General features: G+C 64.1%; 17 protein-coding genes. 6 read left to right on the top strand and 11 right to left on the bottom strand.

Annotated features, from left to right (window positions below):
- Positions 1 to 5: 5 nt before the first annotated feature.
- The 8 genes from CDV46_RS23450 to ygfZ all read right to left on the bottom strand — a co-directional run bounded on the left by CDV46_RS23450 (position 6) and on the right by ygfZ (position 5,507).
- Positions 6 to 656 (bottom strand): hypothetical protein, encoded by a 651-nt coding sequence (locus tag CDV46_RS23450; protein ID WP_217896763.1) that lies wholly within the window; start codon positions 654 to 656, stop codon positions 6 to 8.
- Positions 657 to 665: 9 nt separating this feature from the next.
- A complete protein-coding gene (locus CDV46_RS23455) occupies positions 666 to 911 on the bottom strand; it encodes an acyl carrier protein (RefSeq protein ID WP_087688006.1) in 246 nt (81 codons plus the stop codon).
- Positions 912 to 944: 33 nt separating this feature from the next.
- Positions 945 to 1,208, bottom strand: a complete 264-nt coding sequence (locus CDV46_RS23460) for a phosphopantetheine-binding protein (RefSeq protein WP_087687852.1) — start codon at positions 1,206 to 1,208, stop codon at positions 945 to 947.
- Entirely contained in the window at positions 1,189 to 2,058 is an 870-nt protein-coding gene (locus CDV46_RS23465) for a lysophospholipid acyltransferase family protein (protein WP_087725308.1), read from the bottom strand. The genes CDV46_RS23460 and CDV46_RS23465 overlap by 20 nt, the downstream gene beginning before the upstream one ends.
- A complete protein-coding gene (locus CDV46_RS23470) occupies positions 2,045 to 2,884 on the bottom strand; it encodes a beta-ketoacyl synthase chain length factor (protein WP_087687850.1) in 840 nt (279 codons plus the stop codon). The genes CDV46_RS23465 and CDV46_RS23470 overlap by 14 nt, the downstream gene beginning before the upstream one ends.
- 377 nt (positions 2,885 to 3,261) lie before the next feature.
- Positions 3,262 to 4,092 carry an NRDE family protein gene (locus tag CDV46_RS23475; RefSeq protein ID WP_176399170.1) on the bottom strand — a complete coding sequence of 277 codons (831 nt, stop codon included), beginning with the start codon at positions 4,090 to 4,092 and terminating at the stop codon, positions 3,262 to 3,264.
- Positions 4,083 to 4,388, bottom strand: a complete 306-nt coding sequence (locus CDV46_RS23480; protein ID WP_087725312.1) for a DUF4936 family protein — start codon at positions 4,386 to 4,388, stop codon at positions 4,083 to 4,085. The genes CDV46_RS23475 and CDV46_RS23480 overlap by 10 nt, the downstream gene beginning before the upstream one ends.
- Entirely contained in the window at positions 4,389 to 5,507 is a 1,119-nt protein-coding gene (gene ygfZ / locus CDV46_RS23485) for a CAF17-like 4Fe-4S cluster assembly/insertion protein YgfZ (protein ID WP_087725313.1), read from the bottom strand.
- Positions 5,508 to 5,695: 188 nt separating this feature from the next.
- Between ygfZ and mltG the strand changes: the two genes are divergently transcribed.
- The 5 genes from mltG (at position 5,696) to CDV46_RS23510 (ending at position 10,134) form a co-directional block, all read left to right on the top strand.
- Positions 5,696 to 6,691, top strand: coding sequence for an endolytic transglycosylase MltG (gene mltG, locus CDV46_RS23490; protein ID WP_087687846.1), 996 nt, complete (start codon positions 5,696 to 5,698; stop codon positions 6,689 to 6,691).
- Positions 6,688 to 7,350, top strand: coding sequence for a dTMP kinase (tmk, locus tag CDV46_RS23495; protein WP_087687845.1), 663 nt, complete (start codon positions 6,688 to 6,690; stop codon positions 7,348 to 7,350). The genes mltG and tmk overlap by 4 nt, the downstream gene beginning before the upstream one ends.
- 154 nt (positions 7,351 to 7,504) lie before the next feature.
- Positions 7,505 to 8,545 carry a DNA polymerase III subunit delta' gene (gene holB / locus CDV46_RS23500; RefSeq protein ID WP_087725315.1) on the top strand — a complete coding sequence of 347 codons (1,041 nt, stop codon included), beginning with the start codon at positions 7,505 to 7,507 and terminating at the stop codon, positions 8,543 to 8,545.
- A gap of 28 nt (positions 8,546 to 8,573) precedes the next feature.
- Positions 8,574 to 9,356: a TatD family hydrolase gene (locus CDV46_RS23505; RefSeq protein ID WP_087725317.1), complete on the top strand. Its 783-nt coding sequence runs from the start codon at positions 8,574 to 8,576 to the stop codon at positions 9,354 to 9,356.
- Between the two features lie 103 nt (positions 9,357 to 9,459).
- On the top strand, positions 9,460 to 10,134 hold the full coding sequence (locus tag CDV46_RS23510) for an ankyrin repeat domain-containing protein (protein ID WP_087687842.1): 675 nt from the start codon (positions 9,460 to 9,462) through the stop codon (positions 10,132 to 10,134).
- 52 nt (positions 10,135 to 10,186) lie between these two features.
- On the opposite strand, the gene CDV46_RS23515 is transcribed toward CDV46_RS23510, so the two are convergent.
- The 3 genes from CDV46_RS23515 to otsB all read right to left on the bottom strand — a co-directional run bounded on the left by CDV46_RS23515 (position 10,187) and on the right by otsB (position 13,315).
- Positions 10,187 to 10,990 (bottom strand): crotonase/enoyl-CoA hydratase family protein, encoded by an 804-nt coding sequence (locus CDV46_RS23515; RefSeq protein ID WP_087725319.1) that lies wholly within the window; start codon positions 10,988 to 10,990, stop codon positions 10,187 to 10,189.
- A gap of 103 nt (positions 10,991 to 11,093) precedes the next feature.
- The gene (gene otsA / locus CDV46_RS23520) at positions 11,094 to 12,521 is read right to left on the bottom strand and encodes an alpha,alpha-trehalose-phosphate synthase (UDP-forming) (RefSeq protein WP_087725321.1); all 1,428 of its coding nucleotides are present in this window, start codon (positions 12,519 to 12,521) and stop codon (positions 11,094 to 11,096) included.
- Positions 12,518 to 13,315 carry a trehalose-phosphatase gene (otsB, locus tag CDV46_RS23525; protein ID WP_087725322.1) on the bottom strand — a complete coding sequence of 266 codons (798 nt, stop codon included), beginning with the start codon at positions 13,313 to 13,315 and terminating at the stop codon, positions 12,518 to 12,520. The genes otsA and otsB overlap by 4 nt, the downstream gene beginning before the upstream one ends.
- 399 nt (positions 13,316 to 13,714) lie before the next feature.
- Between otsB and CDV46_RS23530 the strand changes: the two genes are divergently transcribed.
- Complete coding sequence (locus tag CDV46_RS23530; protein WP_217896764.1) at positions 13,715 to 16,324, top strand: PepSY domain-containing protein; 2,610 nt, start codon at positions 13,715 to 13,717, stop codon at positions 16,322 to 16,324.
- The last annotated feature ends 86 nt before the right edge of the window (positions 16,325 to 16,410 follow it).

Consider the following 16,410-nt stretch of genomic DNA (forward strand, 5'->3'; position numbering starts at 1 on the left):
GCCATTCATGCCGACGGCCCCGGATGTTGGGTGTTCCGAGCGTCTGCGCAGGCTTGTTTCGCAAGCATGCGACGACGCCAAAGCCATTCGGCCGCAAACAGTAATCCGATCAGCACGTAGGCGATTCCACCGTTATAGAGCGACCAAATCTCTCGCGATGCCCAAAGTGCCGTGGCGAGCGCGACGGCGCCGTTGAAGACGAAGAAGACGATCCATACGCGCGTGACGTTGCGCAGATAAGGCGTGGCGTCCGTCGGCAAATCGGGTTGATGCAACCGGGCAATGCGCTCGACCATGGGCATGGGGGAGCGCAATGACATGGCGAACGTCAGTCCCATGCCGGCATTCACGGCAACGGGGTAGCAGCGCAGCAGTAGTTCGCTGTTGCTCAGCGCTGTGGCGCATGCGAGCGCTGCCAGCCCACCGGCGACCGCCCATTCGACAGGCATGAGGAGCCGGTGCGACTTCAGATTGCGACGGTAACGCAGGTATATCCCGACGAGCAGTAGCAACGCGAGATAGCGCGGCGCCAGCAGCGAGATCCCTACGAGGATCAGCAACGGATAGGCGAGTGCAGCGATAACGGATTGCCAGCGCACGCGCGTCTGGGGAGCGTGCGGCAGCGATCCTGAGGCGTTGGCATGAAGTCGGGACATGCGTGCGGGTCAGTCGTTGAGCAAGGTACGTACTGCGGACACCACGTCCTCGACGGTGCGCACGCTCTTGAATTCTTCGGGCTTGATACGTTTGCCGGTCATGCGTTGGAGCTGGATGGCGAGATCCACGGCATCGATGCTGTCGAGATCCAGCTCCTCGAACAGATGGGCCTGCAACGTGATGCGTTCGGGCGCAATCTCGAACGTGTCATGCAGGATGCTACGCAGACGCGTCAGGATTTCGTCGTCGGACAGGGGTAATGTCAAGGTGCTCATCGCAAGGTTTCCTTACTGGGCGCAACCGCGTTCGCGCAACAACTGCGCCAGGGTGGCAACGCTGCGGAACTGCGCGCGCGCTGCCTCATCGTTCGCTTCGATTTGCAGACCAAAGCGCTTGCGCAGGGCAATGCCCAGTTCAAGTGCGTCGATGGAGTCCAAGCCGAGGCCGTCGCCAAAAAGGGGGACGTCGTCGACGATGTCGTCCACGCCGATGTCTTCCAGTTCAAGCGCCTGGACGATCAATTGCTTGATCTCAAGTTCTAGAGAGGCCATGTTGAGAAATCTGATCGATGAAGAAATGTTCGGCGAGCGTGGTCAGACGTCTCGCTGCCAAAGGCATCTGTGTGCCATTCGTTTCGCCGCAGGCGTCGCGTTGCGCGGGGATGACCGGGGTGTGCACGTGGCTGCCGGGCGGTAGCGCAACGTCGGGGCTCAGGTCTGCATCCAGGACGCGAACGCGCAAGGTCGGCTGTGCGGTCGGTACGGAGTACCAGCGGTGTTGTTTCGTATAGGCGGGCGGGTCGCAGTCGATCAGGACGGGCAGAATCGGGCAGCCATGGGCCAGCGAGATGTGCGCGAAGCCGCGCGAGAACTTCCCGAGCCGTCCCCGGGACGGGCTGCGTGTGCCTTCGGGAAAGACGATGAGCGGGACGTTGTCGGCCAGCGCGGCCTCGCTGGCGCTGACCAGAGAAGGGCCGCCGTCATTGCGCAGATAGCCGGCCGAGCGCACGATGCCCGCGAAAAATGGGTTGCGCCAGTGACGGCTCGTGACAATGCAGCACGCACGCGGCATGAGCGCGAGCAACACGGCAACGTCCAGATACGACGGGTGATTGGCGATCACGACGACGCGTCCCAAATGACGCAGTCTCTCGGCATTCTCGATCTCGAACCGCATGACGCCCAAAGCACGGCATGCCGCGACCAGTGATGCAAAACAACGATGCACCATGGCCATCGCGTAGCGGCGGCGACGGCGCACGGGCACCGGCAGCAAGAGCAGCGACGGAAAGACGATCAGCGAGAACACGAGACCGCCGACGGCAAAGCAGGACCATAGCAGCAGCGATGCCGCCTGGCGGCGCAACGGCTCCCATCGGGGAGAAATGCTAGACAGACGCATGCTGAGGCTCCTCCCGCCATTCCCACTGCCAGTCGTGACGCTCGCCGCGCCAGATGTCGCTGCCACCCCCCATCAGCGACGTGAGCAGACTGCTGCTTTGCGAGCGGGGCTCCGCGCACGTATCGCGTCCGACGGGCAAATGCATCGTGCAAGTCAGGTGGGCCGTCGCGTCGGATGCGATCAGAAACGCAAGAGCGTTCGCACTGTCGTCGGGTTGGCCTGCGGTGGGGCCATAGCAGGCGGGTGGTGCGTCGAACGCGAAAATCACGAGTAGCGGCGTGTCAGGGGTTTCGCGGTGCTGAGTCCATGCGTCGAGCAATGCATAGCCGAGCGTGTCGTCGGACGCCGCGACAGCATTGATGGCGGAGCGGTCGTTGCGCGCGATACTGAGAACGCCCGGCGTGGCATTGAGAACCGACAGGCTGAACGCGGTAGGCGATGGCGGCTCGCGGCGCACGAGCGCCTCTAACATTTGCGTCGTTCGTTGAATTTCACCGTGTTGGGAGGCATACACCACACGGCAGGCGGGCGGCAACGGGCCGCATGCCACGGCGGCCGATAGCGCAAGCCGGGCAAGCGGGCTCAGCCGGCGCCGTAGCATTGGATCGATGACGTCGACGTCCGGTTTGCCCGCCGAAGCCGCACCCATTTGGCGGTACGCCCATCGGCGGACCGGTAGGTCCCAGCGCGCAACGGCGCTCGCCAATGCGGCGGCCTCCACGGATGCGGAGATCGGCTGTTCCGGCGAGGATCCCACAATGCAAACTTCCCCCGAAGTCCATTGCGGCGCGCGACGCATCTTTTGCGCGTCGATGTTATCTGGCATGACTAATAAGTGGAAATGAAGCGATTGCCGCTTTGCTATGCCACGCGCCAGTGACGTCTTATGCGTTTTCCCGGCCAAAGTCCTATATGGCCAGATATGGCGAGAAGGCCGACGCTGTCTCGCGTCGTGCTTTCCATAGCATCCCAAAAAGTTTGGCGTGCAATTATAGCCAAATGTAAGGCGGTGAAATGTTCGTATGGCGAAGAATGTGGCGTTTTTGCAGGAAAGCAGAAAATGCCTACTGGACAGATCGGCCGAACATTGCTTGTCGCCAAGTGAAGCAGAGTGCCACAACACGCATCGGCGAGTTTCCCAATTTAAATGCCGAATTTGAGAAACGTGTAAATCGGGTTGGGGCGGACGACGGAGGAGGGGCGTTAAGTGCGCGAGATATTTACGCTGAACGTGAAATTTCGGCGACCGGTTAGCACGTTGGGCGGCTGCCCGGGGGTTACTGTCGCTTCGATTATGTCGACGCGGCCGTCACGGTGGTAGCGCAGTAGCGTCGTGCAGCGGGTTCCGTAGGCGGGCGATGCAATGAATGCTGCTGAGAGCGAGCGCTCCCATGTCCGCGCGACGCCGGTGTCAGGTAAGGCGTCATCAGGCGCTTCGGCCGGGTCGCGCATGATCTGCAATAGCGCATCGTCGTCGGCGTTGTGCAACAGCGCACTCGCAAGCGCGTCGCGACGACTGAGCAGTTTCGGCCACGGAGTATCGATGACGGCGTTCGAAAGGCCGTGGAGGCCGGGCGCAATGGCGTCAGCCACGGGGATTGCCGGTGGCGCCGAGCCTTTGCCACCGACATGATCGGACCGATTTCCCAGCCAGAACAGCTTGCCCGCTGGCAAGTCACCCGCGAGCAGGTTGAAGCCCGCGTACTCATGTGCATGCCGCTCGACGCGCGAAAGATCGTCGTTGAGTGATGTGGCGTCGAGCATGGCCGAGACCAGCAGGCCACGCGACGGCGCGCTTTTCGGCGCCATCGGGGCGCGGCCATCGCGGAAGTTCGTGAGTGCGGCGAAACGTCCCGCACGGTTGATACCCATCCATGTGCCGCCGCCGCGCAGATCGCGCCCAGCCAGCACATCGGGGTGGTCCTGCCACCAATGCATGGGCTCGGTGGGGCGCTCGAAAAACTCGTCGCGATTGGCGAGCAGCACGAGCGGCGTGTCGGCGTCAGGCTGCCACGAGAAAACGATCAGGCACATGGGGCCGGCATGTCCTCGAAGCATTCCACGTGGCGCTCACCCTCGACGAGCGTGGCCAGACCGCATTGCGTCGCCATCGCGGGCAGGGCGTCCATAAACGCTGGCGGAACGTCGTCATACCGTTCCATCCACGTCATCGCCCCGGTGAGCGCGTCGCTGGCGGACGCTTCTGCCCGCCGTTGCAAGCGCGCAGACACGCCGAAGCGTGTCGTGACCAACGCGAAGAGCCGCACGACGGCTTGCGCGGCGGCCTCTGCGTTGGCAGGTGTGACGCGGTAATAGACGTAACAGTCCATTCAGGACGCTGCCGACGCCGACGCGGCAGGCGTTTCGGTCGGATCGAAGATCTCGTATGGCATCGCCCGGAATTGCAGCGCAGGGCCCTCGGCCGTGCCAAGCCGAACGTCATCGGCTTCGCGAGCGGCAAGTTTCAGTTCAACGAGAACGTCATAGCCACCGCTCGGTGCCGCGGCAGCTTGCACCACCATGCCGCACGGTTGATCCGGGTCGCTGACTTCGACCAGTTCCTGTGCCGGTACCGGCACGGCGCTGCCGTCGGCCACATGGGCGAGGTGCAAGCGGCGCTTGATGACGCCGCGATACTGGCTGCGCGCGACAACTTCCTGACCGGGATAGCAACCCTTGCGGAAGCTCACGCCGCCCACGACTTCCCAATTCACCATTTGCGGCACGAATTGTTCTTGCGTGGCGGTGACCACATTGGCCACGCCGCTATGGACATCGAGCCACGCCGTCAGGTCCGGGTCGACAACGACAAGTCCCGGTGCGGCTTGCAACGCCGCCCAAACCTGCGCGGCTTGCGTGACCGGCACGCTCCACAGATAGCGGGGCAGCGATCGGGCAGAACCGGCATCCGGCAGGCGAATCAGGCTCGTCGGCGCGTCACCAAGCGTGCCTTGCACCGCCGCGAGCGGCGCTGCGGGCAGCGTGGCGAACGTTTGCGAGAGGACACCTTCGGCTGCCGGGCCGCCAACCTGAAGCAGCACATGCGTCGCTGTGGCATCGCTCAGCTTGGCTTTTGCCCGCAGCACGAACATCGACAAGCGTTTCTGCACGGCTGCCTGAACATCAGCGGCGCCGGCCAGATAGATCGTGGCGTCGGCGTCGGCGGTGGCGTCGCGCCACATCAGGAACGTGGCGAGCAGCCGCCCCTTGGCCGAACAATAGCCTGTGAGCCGCGCCTGGGCGGGCTTGAGGTGTTCGACATCGTTGGTCAGTTGCCCGTGCAGGAAGCTCGCGGCGTCAGCGCCGGTCACGGCGATGAGGCCCGTGTCGTGTGCCAGCGCGGCGAAACTGCCCGATTGGAGTGCTGCAAACTGCGCCGCACGCGCATCGGGATCGGAAGAAGATGCGGCTGCCGCTTGCGGCAGAAGTTCACGCCATTGGGAATTCATATACAGGAGTGCCTGTCTATCTTTGAGGGTTCGGCAAGTCAAAGTATTATATTGGGTCTTCCGCTTGGGCGTGCGAGCCCGGTTCGACGCGCAAAACGCGCAGCACGAACCGCCGTTATCCATGTATGCCCGGGTTGACCGAGTCCCCCGAACCCGCTGCCGTCCGAGCGCGACTTATTCTGCAATACATGTCCTTCATCAAACGCTTGTTCGTGCTGTTGATTGTCGTCGCGTTGGCGGCAGGCGGTGCTTTCTATTACTGGGCGCAAGCCCCGATGCAGCTCGTCAAGCCGACGCTCGACGTGACGATCAAACCCTACAGCTCGGTGCGCAGCGTCGCGACCCAGCTTCGCACGGGCGGCGTGCCGGTGCATCCGCTGCTGTTCAATCTGCTCGCCCGCATCATGGACGTGGGCACCAAGCTCAAGTCCGGCAACTACGAGTTCGCCACGGGCGTGACGCCCATCGACGTGATGGAGAAACTCGCGCGCGGCGACGTCAACCAGTACGTGGTGACGATCATCGAGGGCTGGACCTTCAAGAAAATGCGCGCCGAGATCGATCTCAACCCGGCGCTGCGCCACGATACGGCCGGGCTGCCCGACGCCGACATCATGCAACTCGTGGGCGCCGACCGCGCGGAAGCCGAGGGCATGTTCTTCCCGGACACCTATCTCTTTCCGAAGGGCTCCAGCGACGTCGACATCTACAAGCGCGCCTATCGCCTGATGCAGAAGCGGCTGGACGAAGCCTGGGCCGCGCGTGCGCCGGGCTTGCCGTACAACACGCCGTACGAAGCACTGATCATGGCATCGCTTGTGGAAAAAGAGACGGGACAGGCCGTGGAACGGGGGCAGGTCGCCGCCGTGTTCGTCAATCGCCTGAAGAAGCGCATGCTGCTCCAGACCGATCCGACGGTGATCTACGGCATGGGCGACCTCTACACGGGACGCATTCGCAAGCGCGACTTGCAGACCGATACGCCATACAACACGTACACGCGTGCCGGGCTGCCCCCGACGCCGATTGCGCTGCCCGGCGTGGCATCGCTGGCGGCGGCGCTCAATCCCGCCCCGAGCGATGCGCTCTATTTCGTGGCGCGGGGCGATGGCACGAGCCATTTCTCGACCAATCTCCAGGAGCACAATCGCGCCGTGGACAAATACCAGCGAGGTGATCAATGACCCAACCTAACGCCGCACCGGCCGCCGTGCCGGGCAAGTTCGTGACTTTCGAGGGCATCGACGGCGCTGGCAAAAGCACGCACGTGAATGCCTTCGTGGATACGCTGCGTCAGGGGCTCGCCCGCGATGGCCGCAACGTCGTGGCCACGCGTGAGCCGGGCGGCACGCCGCTTGGCGAATCGTTGCGCAAGCTCGTGCTCGATGAGCCGATGGATATCGAAACCGAAGCGCTGCTGATGTTTGCCGGCCGCCGCGAGCATCTGGTCAAAGTGATCGAACCCGCGCTGACCCGTGGCGACTGGGTGGTCTCCGACCGTTTCACCGATGCGACGTTCGCCTATCAGGGCGGCGGTCGCGGCCTCTCGCTGGACAAGCTGTCGGTGCTCGAACAGTGGGTGCAGGGCACCCGCCAGCCCGACCTCACGATTCTGTTCGATCTCGATCCGTCGATTGCGGCGGCCCGATTGGCCGGTGCCCGCGCGCCGGACAAGTTCGAGCGCGAGTCGGCCGCCTTCTTCACGCGAGTGCGCGAAGAGTACCTGCGTCGTGCGCAGGCGTCGGCGGGCCGTTTCGTCGTGATCGACGCCGCCCAGAGCATCGATGCGATTGCCGCAGAACTCGCCGGCGTCTTTGCGCGGTTGGGCGTGCCCGGGCACTGACGGCGGCACTTGCTGAAGCGCCCCGCGAATGGGGCCATAATCCGGGTATTCGTTCGGTCTCCCGCCCGAAATCAGGCGCGAGCCGACGACGTCCCCCGCGCTGATGTGTCATGCCAGCGCCCATGCTGGCGAAAATTCAGGCCAAGGAGCCCCCATGCTGTATCCGTGGCAGTCGCAGGACTGGACGCGCCTTAACGATCTGCGCAGCCAGATGCCGCACGCCCTGTTGTTGCAGGCCGTACCCGGCATCGGCGAGCTCGCGGTTGCGCGCACATTCGCGCAGGGTTTGCTCTGCGAAGCCCCGCGCGACGACCTGTCGCCGTGCGGCACGTGCAGCGCCTGTCAGTGGTTTGCCAGCGGCAATCACCCCGATTTTCGTGCCATCTGCCCGGAAATCATGGCCGATACGCTACCCGGCGCCGAGAACCGCGCCGAGGCCGACGCCGACAAGAAGACCAAGACGCCAAGCAAGGAAATCAAGATCGAGCAGGTGCGCGAGGTCATCGACTTTGCCAGCCTGGGCTCGCATCGTCAGGGGCGCCGTGTCGTGCTGCTGTATCCGGCGGAAGCGCTGAACGTGCACGCCGCCAACGCGCTGCTCAAAACGCTCGAAGAACCGCCCGAAGGTGTCGTGTTCCTGCTGGTGACGACGCAACCCGATCGCTTGCTGCCGACGATTCTGTCGCGCTGCCGCCGTGTGGTGCTGACGCGCCCCGACGACAAGCAGTCGACGCAGTGGCTCATGGGCGAAGCGGGCCTCGACGCGGCGACGGCGGCGGCGGTGCTGGCGGAAGCCGGTGGCGCACCCCTGTCGGCCCGCACGCTGGCCGAACCCGACGAGCGTAGCTGGCGTGATTGGCTGCTGGGGCAACTGGCGCAGGGCGGGGCGGTCGACGCGTTCGCCTGTGCCGAGCAACTGCACAAGGGCAACCTGCCGGGCATTCTCGAAACGCTGCAACGCTGGTGCTTCGACGTGCTCGCCGAACGCATGACGGGCAACTCGCGGTTCTACCCGGCCCACGCCAAGGCACTGCGCCAGTGCGGCGATGCGACCGACGACGTGCGCCTGCTCGGCTTCCTGCGCGAGCTTGCGCAACAGCGTCAGGTGCAGAACCACCCGCTTAACACCCGCGTGCTGCTCGAAGCCCTTTTTCTGCAATACAAACAGTTGTTCGGCGCACCGGCGTCGCTCTGACTCCGACACCGGAACCCGATCGTCCATCATGTTTATCGATTCGCACTGTCACATCAATTTCCCCGAACTGGCCGAGCAGATGCCCGACCTGCTGGCCCGCATGCGCGAGAACAAGGTGAGTCACGCCTTGTGTGTGTCGGTCGATCTGCCCACGCTGCCGCAAGTGCTGGAGATTGCGGCGCAACACGAGAATGTCTACGCCTCGGTGGGGGTGCATCCCGACTACGAGGACACCCCCGAACCGAGCGTCGACGACCTCGTGCGCCTCGCGGCCACGCCCAAGGTGGTGGCCATCGGGGAGACCGGTCTCGACTACTACCGGCTGGAAGGGCGCTCCATCGAAGACATGGAATGGCAGCGCGAGCGCTTTCGCACCCACATTCGGGCGGCGCGCGTGACGGGCAAGCCGCTCATCATTCACACGCGCTCGGCCGCCGACGACACGCTGCGCCTGATGCGTGAAGAAAATGCGGGCGAGCCGGCCGGTGTGATGCACTGCTTCACCGAAAGCTGGGATGTGGCACAAGGCGCGCTCGATCAGAACTTCTATATCTCGTTTTCGGGTATCGTCACTTTCAAGAGTGCCCGCGATTTGCAAGACGTCGCACGCCGCGTGCCGCTTGAGCGCATGTTGATCGAAACCGATTCGCCGTACCTCGCGCCGGTGCCGTATCGCGGCAAACTGAACCAGCCCGGCTACGTGCGCCATGTGGCCGAATTCATTGCCGACTTGCGCGGTGAGCCGGTACAGAAGATTGCCGAGGTGACAACGGAGAATTTCTTCCGCCTGTTTGCCACCGCAAAACATTGAAGCGAGTTGCCTCCCCGCGCCAAGGCCCGTACGACTTGCGCGGTTTCATCGCCTTGCCCCCAGCGTTACTCAATTTCAACGGTCTACCGACAGGAGTCCACCGATGCGCAAATTCCCGATGATCCGAGCCTTGATGTTGCTCAGCGTGCTTTGGCTGACGGCGTGTGCCACGGCGGCGACGTCGAATGTGGCGCTGTTCAAGGCCGTCACGTTCAACGATACGAAGGCTGTGGCCGAAGCCCTCAAGGCGGGCGTCGATCCGAACACGCGTGACGAGAAGGGCAACCCGTTGCTGGTGATCGCGATGCGCGAGAAGTCGGTCGATGTCGCGCGACTGCTCATCAACAACGACAAGACGGATCTCGATGCGACCAATGCCGCCGGCGAAAACGCGCTGATGCTCGCCTCGCTGCAAGGCCTCACGCCGATGGTCAAGCTGATGATCGACAAGGAAGCCGAAGTGAACAAGAAGGGCTGGGCACCGCTGCATTACGCGGCGACCAGCGGCAACGACGAGATTGTGCAGTTGCTGCTCGATGCCTCGGCGTATGTCGATGCCGAATCGCCCAACGGCACCACGCCGCTCATGATGGCCGCCCGCGGTGGTCACATCACGACCTGCAAGGTGCTGCTCGACGGCGGTGCGGATGTGCGGTTGAAGAACCAACTGGGGTTCACCGCCATCGACTTTGCCAATCAGTCGAATCAGAAGGAAATCGCGGACGGTTTGCGCAAGCGTCTGGAACAAGTGCAGCAGTCGCGTCCGGCAGGAAAGTAAGGCGGAACCGGCGGCGCGGCGAGATGCCGCGAAGGGCAGTGGGTTATCGCACCTAGTTTCGCGGCGCCCCGTGACGGCCTGCACCGGAGAGGAAGGCGCGGGCCCCTTCGAGACCTTCCGAGAACACCACATCGTGTCCCGCTGCGCCTTCCTGGCGCAACGCATCTTCCAGCGGCAAATCCCACTGCGCATAAGCGGCCCGTCGGTCGGCGCGCAACGCCCCCTGCGGCAACGCGGCGAGCTGCTGCGCCAAGGCAATGGCACCTTGGAGCGCCATGCCCTCCGGCACGAGCCGGTTCACCAACCCAATCTCGAAACCTTCCTGCGCACCGACCGCGCGCCCGGTCAGAATCATGTCGAGCGCACGGCTCATGCCGATCAAACGCGGCAAACGTACCGTGCCGCCATCAATGAGCGGCACGCCGAAGCGCCGGCAAAACACGCCGAACGTCGCTGACACGTCCGCCACCCGCAAGTCGCACCACAACGCCAGTTCCAGCCCGCCCGCCACCGCGTGGCCGGTGACGGCGGCAATCACGGGTTTGTCGAGATGTCGGCGCGTCAGGCCCATCGGGCCGTCGCCGGTGCCATCAGGCGTGACCACATTGCGTCGCTGGGGATCGTCGAACGCCGAGAGGTCGGCGCCGGCACAGAACGTCGAGCCTTTGCCGCACAGCACGGCCACACTCGCGTTGCTGTCGCGCTCGAAGGCAAGCAGGGCATCACGCAGGGCGTTGGCCATCTCGCGGTCGACGGCATTGCGGCGCGCGGCGCGGGCCAGCGTGATGATCGTCACCGGTCCATCGTTTTCGACGCTCACGCTGGGCGCCGAGCTGTCGTTCTGACTTTGGCTCATGGCGTGTCTCCTTGTCTCGACGCGCGCGTTCCGGGAACGTCAGGCGGGGCGCGCTTTTGCATCGCACTCCCCCGCGTCGTGTCGATGTGTGCCGAAGCGTCCGTCAGGCCGCCGCAGGTTGTGCGCAGCGCACCAGCACCGGGGTGGCGGGTGTTGTCGCGCTTGGCGTACGAAGATCGCTCATGAACCGGTCGCGCCACGTGGACAAATTGTGTTCGCGCAACGTCGCCATCATGCTCTCGTAGCGCGACTGTCGCTCGGATAGCGACATGTTCAGCGCCGAGCGCAGCGCTTCGGCCATTTCGTCGATGTCATACGGATTGACGATCAACGCACCGTCAAGCTCCTGTGCCGCGCCCGCAAAGCATGAGAGCACGAGCACCCCCGGATCGGCGGGGTCCTGCGACGCCACATATTCCTTGGCGACGAGATTCATACCGTCGCGCAATGGCGTGACGTAGCCCACTTGCGACGCCCGGAAGAACGACATCAACACCTCGTGATCGTAGCGTTTGTTGATATAGCGCAGCGGCGTCCACGCGAGATCGGAGAAGCGGCCATTGATATGCCCCGCCTCGGTTTCCAACTGACGCCGGATCTCGCCATACCCGGCCACGTCCGACCGGCTGGGCGGTGCAACTTGCACGAAGCTCACGGTCCCTTGCTGGTTCGGCCAAAGCTCCAGCAGGCGCTCGAACGCGCGAAAGCGCTCCAGCATCCCCTTCGAGTAGTCGAGCCGATCGACACTCATGATCAGCTTGCGTTGCTGCAACCCCTGTTTCAGATCGAGGATGTGTTTGACCGTGGCACGCGCGGTCGCCTGTTGCTGAATTTCGTCCGGATACACGCCGATTGGATAAACGCCCGTGCGGAACGTGCGGCCATACGCGGTGACCGTGCCGTCGTCATGGAGCGTGCCGCCCGCGTATCGCACCAGATAGTCGGTGAAAGCCGTGCGGTCGGGCTCGGTCTGAAAGCCGACGAGATCGTATTCGCACATCGCGCGCACGAGCGCTTCGTGCGGTGGCACGGTCATCAGCACCTGCGGCGACGGAAACGGGATGTGCAGAAAAAAGCCGAGGCGCTGCTTGATGCCGATATGCCGGCAGGCCTGCGCAAATGGCAGCAAATGATAGTCATGCACCCAGATCAGGTCGTCCGGCTGCAACAGCGGCGCGAGCAGCGACGCAAAGCGGGCATTGACGTGGCGATAACCGTTGTAGTCGTCGCGCTGAAAGCGCGTGAGGTCGTCGCGATAGTGAAACGTCGGCCAGAGGGTGGCGTTGGAGAAACCGCGGTAGTAGGTGTTGTAATCGCGGCGCGTGAGCGGCACCGTGGCGAACGTGACGTTGTTGCGATGCGCGATGTCCGGGGCCGTCGCCGGCACCGCATCGATCTCGCCATTCCATCCGAACCACATGCCGCCGGTGTTTTTGAGCGCATCGAACACGCCGATGGCGAGCCCGCCGGCGGTGGGCTTGCCCTCGGTGATCGGGGCGACCCGGTTCGACACGATGACTAAGCGACTCATACGTCTTTCTCCTGTGTAGGCGGGCGCAGGGTCAACAGCCAGGCTGTGAGCGCCTCGGGGGACGGCAGGCGGTGACGGGCGCAGGTCTCGCCTTCGCCGATCTTGATCGTGATACCGCCGTGCGCATTGACATCGGCAAACCCTGCCTCGTCGGTCAGGTCGTCGCCCGCAAACAGGGGCGTGCGCCCGGCAAAAGGCGGGGTTTGCATGAGGAGGGAGATGGCGCGGCCCTTGCTGACATTGCGCGGCCGCAGTTCGAACACCATCTTGCCGGGCTGCAAGGCAAAGGTGTCCGCGTGCAGTTCGGCGAGGGCGCGCATGGTGTCGCGTGCCACTCCCGCCAGTTCCGGTGCACCACGATAGTGCAGGGCGAGTGCGCTGCCCTTGTTTTCCAGCAGCAGCCCCGGATGTTGTTCGACGAGGGCACGCAACGGCGCAACGATGGCAGCGATACGTTCCGTGTCGCGGACGAGACCCTCCGCACGCTGGAAATCGCCATTGGCATAGCGGATCTCAGCCCCGTGAAGTCCTGCGGCGGGCACGTGCAGCGGGGCGAGCAGACCGTCAATGTCGTCGATGCGACGGCCCGAGACCACGGCCAGCGCGCCGTTCGCACGCTCCTTCAGCCGGGCGAGCACGCTGGCCGTGTCGCGAGGCAGCTTCACGGCGTCAGGCCTCGCGGCCAGTGGCGCCAGCGTGCCATCCAGATCGAAGAAGAACGCCGTGGTGTGCACGTCGACGACACAGGTGTCGGCCGGCGTGGTGGCGGACGTGGCAAACGTAGGTTGTTCCATGGCACTCCGTCGCTGTCGTGCCGTAAGGTCGAATCCGGGGCCGAGCGGGTGGGCGCAGGGGAAGGGGAAAGTGCGACGATGACGGCGGTTCGGTGGGGCGGGAGCGCGAACTTCCGCGCGGGATAAATCCATCCTAACCGCTCAAAAACCGACAGGGCGTCGTCCGTTCTATGAAATTCTTGTGGGATATAACTGACAGGCGCCTGACAGGCAGTGAAATTCGGGGCCAGAAGTCGGCGATCGGGTAAAGATTGAAACTGAGAATCGTTTGCAATAACATTCGATATTGCCGCAAAGCGCCCGGAGGGCATTTGCGGTATGGCACACCTCCGGAAACGGGGTTGCGGCGCACATCGGCTGTGCCGCCCAAAGGCGCCCAGAGTTGCGCCGGATAACACAATGATGAAAAGACTGTGGTTTCAACTGCACTGGTTTTTCGGTATCACTGCCGGGCTGGTGCTGGCAGTGGTCGGCCTGACCGGCGCGCTCCTCTCTTACGATGACGAACTCACGCGAGCCTTCAGCTCGGGCGTGATGACCGTGCCTGTGCGCGACGGCGGCCGGCTGCCCGTGCCCGAACTGGTCGCACGCGTGCACGACGCCGTCCCTGATCGCCGCATTCTGCTGATGACGGTGGTGCGTACCCCGGAAGACGCGGTAGGCGTGCGTCTGTCGACCGGTGACGGCCCGCGCGGCGAGACCTATTTTGTCGATCCGTACACGGGTGAAATGCTCGGCCGCTCGAAGGCCGACGTCGTATTCCGTTTCATCATGGACATCCACCGTTTTCTAACGGTGGAAGGCATCGGCAAGCAGATCACCGGCGCGGCCACGCTGCTGCTGTTCCTGCTCGCGCTGAGCGGCCTGTATCTGCGTTGGCCACGCCGTCTGGGCAACTGGCGCGCGTGGTTTCACATCGATTTCAAGAAGAAGGGCCGGCCGTTCCTCTGGAATCTGCACGCGGTGATCGGCACGGTGGTGCTGGTGCCGTATCTGTTGTCGGCCACGACCGGGCTCTATTGGTCGTACGACTGGTGGCGCGGCATGCTGTTTTCCATCGCTGGGGTTCAGCAGCCGGTGCGCAACAAGCCGGCGGCACAACCGAAGATGGCGAAGGGCGGGAAGGACGCAAAGGGCGCCGGTGCCGAGGGCGGTGAGCGCAAGAAGCCCGCGCTGCCGGATCTGGCCGACACCGACGTGAACGTCGCGTGGGAAGCGTTCAAGGCCGAAGTCCCGAACTACACCAAGGTCTATCTGCGCCCGGCACAAAAAACGGGTGGCCCGCTCCAGATGACGTGGCTCGACGATTCGGTGCCGCACGAGCGCGCCTTCAGCCGTCTGGACGTGGATGCGGTGACGGGCAAGGTCAGCAACGTGGAGCGTTACGGCCAGAAGACCGTCGGCGGCCAGTTGATGACGAGCATTTACGCACTGCATCGCGGCAGCTTCTTCGGGCCGGTGGGCATCGTCGTCATGATGTTGTCGAGCCTGATGATGCCGGTGTTCTTCGTCACCGGCTGGATGCTCTATCTTGATCGTCGCAAGAAGAAACGGGCGCTGGCGGCGTCGCGGCCGGTGGTTGCCGGCAATGACAAGCCGTCCGCGGGCGGGGCGATAGCCGAAGAGGGCGTCCTGATCGGCTTTGCCAGCCAGAGCGGCGTGGCGGAAGGCCTTGCGTGGCAGACGGCTGGCATGTTGCAAGGCGCCGGTGTGCCGGCGCAGATTCAACCGCTCGCACGCATCGGCGAAGCGCAACTTGGCACCGCCAAGCGCGCGCTTTTCATCGTCAGCACGTTCGGCGACGGTGAACCGCCCGACAGCGCTCGCCGCTTCGCACAGCAACTGATGAATCAGGCGATGGCGTTGCCGACGCTGCGCTTTGCCGTGCTCTCGTTGGGCGACAGTCAGTACGACCGGTTCTGCGGTTTCGGGCGCACCCTCGACGGCTGGCTGCGCGCGCAAGGCGGCGTAGCGGCGTTCGAGCCCATTGAAGTCGACCGGGGAGATCCGGGCGCATGGGCGCGGTGGCAGGAGCGACTGGGTGAGTGGCTCGGCCGCCCGCTCTCAGCAGCGAAGTCCGATGACTCGCCTGTCTTCCAATCGTGGCAACTTGCCGAACGCACGTTGCTAAACCCCGGCAGCACTGGCTTGCCGGCCTATCACGTGGCCTTTACGCCGCCGCCGGGCGTCAAGTGGGTGGCGGGCGATCTGGTGGAAGTGTTGCCGCGTCATCCTCAAGCACGCATCGACGCGTGGCTGGCGGGCAGTGTCTGGGCGTCGGACGTCCGGGTGACGGTCGCCGGGCGTGAAGTGACGCTGGGCGAAGCGCTGCGCGAGCGCGTTCTGCCCGATGCGGCACCCCCTGCCGGCATCGACTTGCAGGCGTGGCTCGCACCGTTGGCGACGCTGCCCGAGCGCGAGTATTCGATTGCCTCGACGCCGGCGGAAGGCCAGTTGGCGCTGCTGGTGCGTCAGGCACGTAATCCCGACGGCTCGCTCGGCTTGGGTTCGGGCTGGCTGACAGACGGCGTGGCGCTGGGCGGCGACGTCATGATGCGCGTGCGTCCGAACCCGGGCTTCCATGGTCCGCAAGACGATCGCGGCGTGATCCTTATCGGCAACGGTACCGGACTTGCCGGCTTACGCGCGCACTTGTCCGAGCGCATCGCTCAGGGACGCCGTCGCAACTGGCTGATCTTCGGCGAGCGTCAGGCGGCGCATGACAGCTTCCACGATGCGACGTTGCGTGACTGGCAGGCGCAGGGTGGCATTGCCCGCATCGACCGTGTGTATTCGCGCGATCAGGCCGCACGTATCTACGTGCAGGATCGCGTGCGGGAAGTCGCTTCTGACATCGCCGAATGGGTACAGCAGGGCGCGTCGATCTATGTTTGCGGCAGTTTGTCCGGCATGGCTCCCGCGGTCGATGCGGCACTGGCCGAGGCCATCGGCCCGCAGGCATTGCTCGATCTGTCGGCACAAGGACGGTATCGTCGCGACATCTATTAAGCGTTCACGCGCGGTGTGCTAACTTGTTGCGAGGGCCTGATGATCATCAGGCCCTTTTTCCATGAGCTTCATGACAACCGGTCTTG

It is taken from the genome of Pandoraea sp. PE-S2T-3 (genome assembly GCF_002179965.1).
In the GTDB taxonomy this organism is placed as follows: Bacteria; Pseudomonadota; Gammaproteobacteria; order Burkholderiales; family Burkholderiaceae; genus Pandoraea.